Raw genomic sequence first — 9,234 nt, 5'->3', positions numbered from 1 at the left:
CCAGGGTGGCCATCGAGGTGTATGGTTGCGGTGGAGTTTCAGAGCTTCAACCACGAACCACACGGAGACCCCGATGACCAAGACGAATATGGACCTTTCCGAACTTTTGGCCAAGCAGGACGGTGGCGATTTTCTTCGCGCCGTTGCTGAGGCCGTGCTGCAGCTTCTGATGGAGGCCGATGTCGAGGGCCTGATCGGCGCCGGCAAGCATGAGCGCAACAGTGAACGCACGACGTGGCGCAACGGGTATCGAGAGCGCGCTCTCGATACCCGTTTGGGCCGGCTGAACCTCAAGGTGCCCAAGCTGCGGCAGGGCAGCTACTTCCCGGGCTTTCTGGAGCCGCGCAAGACATCCGAGAAGGCGTTGGTCGCAGTGATCCAGGAGGCATGGATCGGTGGCGTCTCGACCCGCCGCGTGGACGAACTGGCACAGGCGATGGGCCTGCACGGCATCTCCAAAAGCACGGTGTCGAAGCTGTGCAAGGACATTGACGAACGGGTCAACGAATTCCTGAACCGGCCGCTTACCGGTGAATGGCCCTATGTCTGGCTGGATGCCACCTATCTCAAGGTGCGCCAAGGCGGGCGCATTGTCTCTGTAGCGGCCATAATCGCCGTCGCCGCGAACACGGACGGACGCCGTGAAATCATTGGCCTGGGGCTGGGACCGTCGGAGGCAGAAACCTTCTGGATGGATTTTCTCCGCGGCCTCAAGGCCCGGGGGCTTGACGGGAGCAAGCTGGTCATCTCGGATGCCCACAGCGGCCTGCGCGCGGCCATCGGGCGGGTCTTCGACGCTACCTGGCAACGCTGCCGCGTCCACTGGATGCGCAACGCCCTGGCCCACGTCTCGCGCGGCCAGCACACCGTCGTCGCCGCCGCCATCCGCCAGGCCTTCGATCAACCCGACCGAAAGCAGGCCGGCGAGACATGGCGCCGCGTCGCCGACCAGCTACGCTCTCGCTGGCCCAAACTGGCCGAGCTGATGGACGAGAGCGAGCACGACGTGCTGGCCTACATGGCCTTCCCCCGCCAGCACCGCAAGAAACTGCACAGCACCAACCCGATTGAACGTTTGAACAAGGAGGTGAAGCGCAGGGCCGACGTCGTCGGGATCTTCCCCAACGAGGCCTCCATCACCCGCCTCATCGGCGCCGTCCTGTTCGAGCAGAACGACGAATGGCAGACCGCAAGCCGCTACATGCAGGTCGAGGCCTTCGCCCAGATCGACAACGAGGAGACCGACCCCATTCTCAGCATAACAACTCAGGCCGCATGATCATGACACGAGGCCACCCAAATTACACCACCTTGACGGACGTGACCCGAGATGCTGGTGTCGGCAACCAGGCAGAGGTTCTCGCGACAGCAATCGTCGATTACCGCCAGAATGCGGAACCGGCGCGAAGCACCGAACGTGTCGGACACGAAGTCCAGACTCCATCGCTGGTTCGGCCTGATCGCCTCGGGCATTGGCGTCCTCGAGCCTCTGGCGCGCTTGCGCCCGCGCCGCCGTTTCACCGACAACCCTTCTTCGCGATACAGGCGATAGAGTTTCTTGTGGTTCATGATCATTCCCTTGCGTTCGAGCAACACGCCGATCCGTCGGTAACCGAAACGGCGGCGCTTGCCCGCAATCTGCTTCATCGCTTCGCGGATCTCCGGATGGTCCGGCGGGCGTTCGCGCCGGACCGTCTTGGGATCGACACCGACCAGCCTGCAGGCCCGGCGCTGCGAGATGCCATGATCCCGCATCGCCCGCAGCGCTGCATCACGCCGCGCGCTCGGCGTCGTCAGTTCTTTCCCAGGAGATCCTTCAGGACCGCGTTGTCCAGCATCGCATCGGCCAACAGGCGCTTGAGCTTGGCATTCTCGTCCTCAAGCATCTTCAGGCGCTTCACGTCCGAAAGCCCCATGCCGCCGTATTTCGACTTGTACTTGTAGAACGTCGCCGGGCTCAGCCCATGCCGGCGACAAACCTCCACCGTCGGCATTCCGGCCTCCTGTTCCTTGATCATCGCAATGATTTGCGCCTCCGTAAAACGGCTCTTTCGAATTCGTCTGCTCCTTTCTGATCGGGCAGACTCTACTTCAAAATGCGGGCGTTGGCGGGGGGCAGGTCACGTGCAATGTGGAACGAACTCGGAGTAGGTCGAAAGATCGCTGAATGGTTCGAAGTGGCGGCGGTCGAGGATCCATCACTGTATCGTCAGTCTCATCCGTCGCGCGGTCGGATTGACGCTATCCTCGGTCGCCTAGTCAGCCTAGGCGTATCAGAAGCCCACGAGTTGGAGTTGCGTATCCAAGCGGAAGCGCGCTGACGGTCAGAAAGCACTGGCGCTGCGGTGTACCGAGGGTTGCGATTAGGCTGGCCGGCACATGCCAGCCCTATATTTCGAAGCAACATGAAAGACTTCGCGCCCTCTTGCTTCCACTATGCTTCCAAAACCGGCGGCGCCCTGGCGCGGCCAAAACGGCATGGCGCTAACCATTTGATATTACGCGGCAAATTGGTTGCGGGGGTAGGATTTGAACCTACGACCTTCAGGTTATGAGACCGGCGGTCGAAGTGTTGTGAGAAGGTTTTATTGCGTTATTTCAAAGGCTTGTGGCACGATGGGAGAAACCCAAAATATCACCGCCAACGTAGCGCCATATTCCCGCATGGAATCGGATGTTCTCATTCGTCGAGCACGATCAGGTAGTGGGTACTCCGCCCTCCAGCCGGGCCCTTTTGCAGCAGCCCGAGGTCCAGCAAGGCGGCAATGTCCCGGTTTGCGCTGTCCTGTGAACAGCCGGCAATCTTCGCCCATTTCGATGACGTCATCTTACCCTCGAAACCATCGAGCATCCGGTTGAGAAGCTTGATCTGGCGCTCGTTGAGCGGCATCGCCACGGCGCGCTCCCAGAATTGGGCCTTGCGGCTGACGGCGGCCACGACCTCCTGCGCGCTGTCGATGGCGCGGTGCAGGCAGGCAAGGAACCAGTCCATCCATTCGGTGATGTCCATGCCTCCCTTTTGGGTGCGCTCGAGAACATCGTAATAGGCGTTCCGCTCGGCCTCGATCTGGGCCGACATGCTGTAGAAACGCTGCGGGCTGCGCTCCGACCTTGCCAGGGCCATGTCGGCGATCGCCCGCGCGATACGGCCATTGCCGTCGTCAAAGGGGTGGAGCGTGACAAACCACAGATGGGCCTGGGCGGCAGCAAGAACAGGGTCGACCGAAGGACGCCCGTCGAACCAGGCAAGGAACGCTTTCATCTCACGCTCAATGCGCATAGCCGGTGGTGCTGTATAGTGAACCTTCTCCCGGCCAAAGGCGCCGGACACCACCTGCATCGGGCCGGTGGTATCGTCGCGCCAAGACCCGACCCTGATCTTCGCCAGCCCGCTGCGCCCGGTCGGAAACAGTGCCGCGTGCCAGGCAAACAGTCGCTCTGTCGTCAGGGGCTGGTCGTACTTGCCTGTGGCGTCCAGCATGACCTCGACGATACCGTCCACATGCCGGTCGGCCGGCTTCAACGCGCCGATGTCGATGCCCAGCCGGCGCGCGATCGATGAACGGACCGTGGAGGCATCCAGAACGTCGCCCTCGATCGCGCTGGTCTTGACCACGTCCCGGGTCAGCGTCTGAAGGTGCGCCTCCTCGCGCAGACCAAAGCCCAGCGCCTCCATCCGCCCCAGAAGCCGCCCTTGCGCATGGCGCAGCTCGGCGAGCAGCGCGGCCAGGGCGGCGCCGTCCCATTTGAACCGTGGCCATTCGGGGCGTTCCCAGATGTACATTCTATTCTCCGCACATTATGCGGCGTTAATAGCATGTATTCTCCGCAGGGGGCAATCGGAAACACCAAACCGAGATACCCCGGCCAAGCCAGAAGAAAGTGGCATCGTGCAAGCCTCGCGGCGCCCCACCCCTCAAGCAGAGCATCGACATTCAGGCCCCGTTCCCGCAGCTGGCTGTTGATGTCCATGCGCCCGTCGAAAACGAACAGGACGAAGACGACGTCATCCCGCGCAGTGTAATAGATGTTGTAACGCTTCTGGAAGATCAGCCGGCGAATGCCGCGTTCCTCACGGTAAACATGCCCGAGCAGGGGATTGGCCTTGAGGCTCTCGACGATGAAGCGGTCGATCTCGTACTGAAACTGATCGGTATAGTTCTGCAAATACTCGAAGTGAGACAGGTAAACGGACCACAGGCTTTCGCTGGCCACCTTGGGAATGACGACCTTCATCCCTCGGAGAGGAACCGTGCCTTGAAGCGGGCGACGCGGGCCGCTGTTACCTCGTCACCCATTTCCTCGAAGCTCCCGGCTTCGACATCGTCCAGCCCTTTGACAATGCCTTGGTCAATGCGCATCCGGATCAGCTCTTCCTGGTCCTGGAGGGAAACCGTCACCGCGACCGGACGTTTTTTCCTGGTAATGGCCACCGGTTCGCGCTGCACGGCGTCCAGATAGCGGCCGAATTCCTTGCCTGAGGCAGATGCGGTCATGATTTTCATGGGGTCAGGCCCTACGTTATGAGGATGATGCCCACTCTATACGGAAAATCCAGATAAGATAATAAAGTGAAGGGGCGCTCCCGGGTGCACATGCCATTATCCACACAGGGTAATCAGGTGCCCAGATGCTCTATCCGCGCAATATTGCGCCGCTTCTTTCTGCGCAGCCAATGTTGCGCATACCCCTGATAATTGCGCGTAGAGTGATTTGGTTGCGCATACACGCCGCACAAACCAACGAACCCTGCTTAGACAGCCCGCCGACCGGTCATTCGGCCAGCTTTCTCAGAGTTCCGCAATCCTCGGCCATGACGGCCTCGGCCTCAGGCGATGAGAACATTGCGCATGTTGCCCTTGCACGGCAACAGACGATCCGCTGATACGCGCATGAGCATGCCCGGCCGACATGATCCCACAGTCAGGTCTTATTCAAGGATAACCCTTGAAACTTCAATAACGGAAGGCCGTTATTGAAGGTCGCCGGCCCTCGCCTAGCTGGCAAGCCCGCATCACTCATCGCCGTGGCCGTCCGCACAACCGAAAGCGGATTCTTGCTGCAAAGCTCGCCACGCCGATATAAGCTCTTGGGAAAACGCCGCGATTCCATTTCTCACATAGAGTCTGTCCATGCCTGACGCCCTTGCCAACCAGATGCGTTCCCTCACCCCAAAAGGCGGCACATCCAATGGCGATAGGGCCATGTTCGCTCCGCCCAGGGATAGGGTGCCGGGGTTCATCCAAGGAGGAAGTAAAACTGCTTGGAACGAACTGATCTCACCGAAGTTCCTAGGCCATGATCGCAGATCGAATGGCGCGATCTATCGGGCCAATGAGGCGAAGTGGTCGCTCGAGGCAGCCGAGGAACCGGCCGAAAAGATCACAACCAGAAGGACGCACGCAGAATCGCTGCGCGGGCTGGGTAAACCAGCCGAATGTTTTTTGCGCTCTCGGGTTCCTTTGACCAGGCAGAATAGACGGAGAGATGAAACAAACCAGATGCGATCAGAACTCGAAATCCGACCTCAACTCCTTTGGAGGGGCCACCGGTGACTTCATTTGGGCAGAACATAACGGCGCCGGGCATATCGGTAGAGCATGTTATCGATGGAATGAGCCATGCTGAGCTTTGCCGCCTGCTCGGAGAAGAACTAGTTGAAACCCTACGCCAACTCATGGCGTCAACACCCTCAGACGACACACTTCGGAATGTCGCAAACGTCCTGTACGGCAACAACAACCCGAAAAGTGTCCTAGACCAGGCCACGAGGAATATATTTTTCGACAACTTGAGCTTAGAGAAGGCACAAGAACTCACAGAAAAATTGGGATTAAATGCCACGGGAAATTACTATGCCTCGCTAAAAAAATTCAACCTCACAAACAAACCCGACAAAATTCGTGTTCTTCTTTCTTTCTTCGGAATAACTGAAGACCCAACGGCACAGACAGTGCGAAAACCGGCATCAGCGAAAGTTGAGCCCCAGTACGGCCTATTCTCCTATCAGCGAGACGTAGCACAAAGAGCGCGAACAGCGCTTGGGAACTACCCCAACAAGGTTGTGGTACATATGCCCACCGGCGCCGGCAAAACACGCACGGCAATGCATATCATTGCGAGACATCTCATTGACCATGGGCCGACAGTCATATGCTGGCTAGCGAATAGTCGCGAACTATTGGAACAGGCGGCAGAGGATTTTGAAAAATGCTGGCGGGTGCTAGGAGATCAACCGGTCACTGTATATAGATTTTGGGGAGATCGAAACGTCGACTTGGATAAGGTACGTAACGGAGTTCTAGTAGCTGGTTTTGCGAAGTTATACTCAGCCTATACCCGGGATCAAAATGCACTGATCTCGCTAGGGGACAGAGCCAGCCTGACAGTTGTGGACGAAGCCCATCAAGCGATTGCCCGAACTTATCGATCTCTGATTGAGGCCCTCTACACCAAGCAACCTGAAAATCAATTACTTGGTCTGACGGCAACACCGGGGCGCACGTGGAATGACAAAGCGGCTGATGCCGAACTATCAGATTTTTTCGGCAACACTAAAGTTACGCTCAAGGTCCCGGGCTATCGAGATCCTGTCGATTTTCTTATGTCAGAAGGCTATCTGGCCGAACCAACATTTTCGTCTATTCGGTTTGACGGCGACCTAGGCTTATCACCAAAAGAGGCGGAAGCTGTAGAGGCTAGCATCGATATACCCAGCGAAGTTCTCGATAGAATTTCGGAGAACGGCGCGCGCAATTTTATGATTATTCAAGCTATTGAGGACCTATTGCATAGGCATAAAAGGATCATCGTTTTCGGGGCTTCCGTTCAGCACGCCCACCTAATCGCGGGGCTACTTATCGCGCGTGGACACGATGCGAAGCTTATCACGGGTGAAACGCCCACTGCGAGAAGAGAGCGCATCGTTCGTCAGTTCAAGAGCGATAGCGCTCGGCCAATGGTTTTATGTAATTTCGGGGTTCTGACAACCGGATTCGATGCGCCGCGCACGAGTGCGGCCGTTATTGCGCGCCCAACAAAATCCCTCGTTTTGTACAGTCAAATGGTCGGAAGGGCGACTAGAGGCCCCCGTGCTGGTGGCAACAAAACGGCAGAAATCGTCACCGTGGTCGACACAAAATTGCCTGGGTTTGGCAACGTCAATGAAGCATTTAGGAATTGGGAGGATGTGTGGCGTGAATACTCATAGTACAGAAACAGCCATTGAAGATAAGCTCGATGGTGAAGTAATCCCCCCGTCACTGGCTGTCAAAGCTATGCGTGACAGCGGGTACAAAAATACTGCATATGCCCTGTCCGAACTTATCGACAATTCAATTCAAGCAGGAGCTACCTCTGTTGAAGTTTTCTGCGTAGAGAAGCCCGTTCAAATTAACAAACGAACGCGCCGCCGAATTGCTGAGATTGCGGTGCTGGATAACGGCGCTGGAATGGATGCAACTGTGTTACGGCTCGCGCTACAGTTTGGCAACGGTACTCATTTGAACGATAGAAGCGGGATAGGAAGGTTTGGGATGGGCCTTCCCAATGCCTCAATATCCCAATGTCGGCGTGTAGAAGTCTGGACTTGGCAAAACGGGCCGGATAACGCCATATACTCCTTTCTTGACTTGGACGACATCGAGGCTGGAAGAAACCGGCATGTACCGACACCAGAGCCGCGTTCGGTTCCGTCAGAGTGGCGTGACAGATCGGACGAGATCGGTACGACCGGAACACTAATCATCTGGAGCAATCTCGAAGAGTACCGTCTCACGTGGAAGAGTGCCCGGGCCACCTTGGAAAATACAGAGACCTTGGTTGGCCGAATGTATCGCAAATTTATCCATGAAGGAAAAACAGATATTCGGCTTGTCGCGCTAGAGGTAGAAAACGACAAACCGACCTTCGAGAAGAGAGTACGAGTGAACGATCCGATGTACCTCATGGCACCCTCGTCAACGCCTGCACCATTCGACGAGCAGCCGATGTTCCAAGTTTGGGGCGAACAACATCGCGTATTCTCCATCGAATATGACGGTGAATCGCACAGCGTCCATGTACGGATGTCATGGGCACGCCCGGAGACCATCCCAAATGACGGGACAGACAGGGGCCATACACCCTATGGCAAGCATGCGGGGAAGAATATCGGTGTCTCGATCGTGAGAGCTGGCCGGGAGCTCGAACTCGACGGATCTTGGGCAATTGGCTATGACCCACGTGAACGTTGGTGGGGTGTAGAGGTGGAATTTCCCCCCGCGCTAGATGAGGTTTTTGGCGTGACGAACAACAAGCAAGCCGCCACAGTCTTTTCACATATGTCGCATTTCAATTGGGAAACTGAAGCCGAGCCAGGTGAAAGCTATATGGACTTCAAATCGAGGCTCGAGGAGGAGGGCGATACACGCTACCTTATCGTAGATATCGTCAATTATATCCGCGATCAACTCGCTCAAATCCGAAAACGCTTGCAGGATCAGACCAAAGGGATCCGAGGTGGCGGAAAGCGACACGACGCCGTTGGCGTTGAAGACACTGCCACGGCAAAGTGGAAAGCCCGTGCTGAAAAAGGATACAAAACGGAGACTGACGAAGAACATTTTGACGACGAGGCACAGAATGCTCTGACCGAGGACCTAATTAAGAACAAAAAATATAATGAAGATGTCGCCCGTGAAATTGCTCAAGCGGTGAAATCACGGGGCAGAAAGCTGATTTTTGTAACCGCGGAAGCTGACTCCCAGGCATTTTTCAATGTAGACATTCGCCCAGGCGGCGTAACGGAAATCGTTTTCAACACCCGCCACCCAGCGTACGAAAAACTTGTGCGAGTACTGGATACAGATATTTCCGAGGCAACACCCAGTCAGCTTGTTAATCGAATTGAAAATGCTTCCGATACTTTGAAGTTACTCCTCGCAGCATGGGCCCGATACGAAGAGGAAGACTATCCCTCACGCGAAAAAATTCGTGATATACGTCACGAGTGGGGAAAGATGGCTAAGAACTTCATCGGCGAAGAGGACTGAAAGATGCTCTTACCAGGAGCAGAGCTCATTAATCTTTGCCGCAGCGGCAAGAGAGAGGTGATACTAATCGCACCCTTCATAAAACGTGATGCGATGCGACTAGTATTGGAGGCGATACCGTCAAGTGTAACGTCTGTGAGGTGCGTAACACGTTGGAGGGTAGAGGAGATATTAGCTGGCGTCAGCGACCTCGAGATTTTCG

General features: G+C 56.5%; 6 protein-coding genes and 1 pseudogene. 3 read left to right on the top strand and 4 right to left on the bottom strand.

Features of this window, described 5'->3' with window-relative positions:
* The first annotated feature begins 73 nt into the window (after nt 1–73).
* Nucleotides 74–1,279 (top strand): IS256 family transposase, encoded by a 1,206-nt coding sequence (locus ACZ5CM_RS15955; protein ID WP_464637579.1) that lies wholly within the window; start codon nt 74–76, stop codon nt 1,277–1,279.
* Nucleotides 1,280–1,323: 44 nt separating this feature from the next.
* On the opposite strand, the pseudogene ACZ5CM_RS15950 reads toward ACZ5CM_RS15955, so the two are convergent.
* The 4 genes and pseudogenes from ACZ5CM_RS15950 to ACZ5CM_RS15935 all read right to left on the bottom strand — a co-directional run.
* Nucleotides 1,324–2,057, bottom strand: a pseudogene (locus ACZ5CM_RS15950) (IS3 family transposase); the annotation flags it as partial.
* A gap of 623 nt (nt 2,058–2,680) precedes the next feature.
* Nucleotides 2,681–3,730, bottom strand: coding sequence for a Fic family protein (locus ACZ5CM_RS15945; protein ID WP_464642653.1), 1,050 nt, complete (start codon nt 3,728–3,730; stop codon nt 2,681–2,683).
* On the bottom strand, nt 3,625–4,236 hold the full coding sequence (locus tag ACZ5CM_RS15940; protein WP_464640130.1) for a type II toxin-antitoxin system RelE/ParE family toxin: 612 nt from the start codon (nt 4,234–4,236) through the stop codon (nt 3,625–3,627). The genes ACZ5CM_RS15945 and ACZ5CM_RS15940 overlap by 106 nt, the downstream gene beginning before the upstream one ends.
* Nucleotides 4,233–4,505, bottom strand: coding sequence for a type II toxin-antitoxin system prevent-host-death family antitoxin (locus tag ACZ5CM_RS15935; protein WP_464640128.1), 273 nt, complete (start codon nt 4,503–4,505; stop codon nt 4,233–4,235). Before ACZ5CM_RS15935 ends, ACZ5CM_RS15940 begins: the two co-directional genes overlap by 4 nt.
* A 1,046-nt stretch (nt 4,506–5,551) precedes the next feature.
* On the opposite strand from ACZ5CM_RS15935, the gene ACZ5CM_RS15930 reads away from it, so the two are divergent.
* Both ACZ5CM_RS15930 and ACZ5CM_RS15925 read left to right on the top strand, forming a co-directional pair.
* On the top strand, nt 5,552–7,210 hold the full coding sequence (locus ACZ5CM_RS15930; RefSeq protein WP_464640126.1) for a DEAD/DEAH box helicase: 1,659 nt from the start codon (nt 5,552–5,554) through the stop codon (nt 7,208–7,210).
* A complete protein-coding gene (locus ACZ5CM_RS15925; protein ID WP_464640124.1) occupies nt 7,197–9,032 on the top strand; it encodes an ATP-binding protein in 1,836 nt (611 codons plus the stop codon). The genes ACZ5CM_RS15930 and ACZ5CM_RS15925 overlap by 14 nt, the downstream gene beginning before the upstream one ends.
* Nucleotides 9,033–9,234: the final 202 nt, after the last annotated feature.

It is taken from the genome of Piezobacter thermophilus (genome assembly GCF_055386745.1).
This window is presented reverse-complemented; position numbering and strand designations above follow the sequence as displayed.

Excerpts from the sequence above, each read along its gene's own strand:
- ACZ5CM_RS15955 (WP_464637579.1), top strand. The coding sequence starts at position 74 with ATGACCAAGACGAATATGGACCTTTCCGAACTTTTGGCCAAGCAGGAC.
- ACZ5CM_RS15940 (WP_464640130.1), bottom strand. The coding sequence starts at position 4,236 with ATGAAGGTCGTCATTCCCAAGGTGGCCAGCGAAAGCCTGTGGTCCGTT.
- ACZ5CM_RS15935 (WP_464640128.1), bottom strand. The coding sequence starts at position 4,505 with ATGAAAATCATGACCGCATCTGCCTCAGGCAAGGAATTCGGCCGCTAT.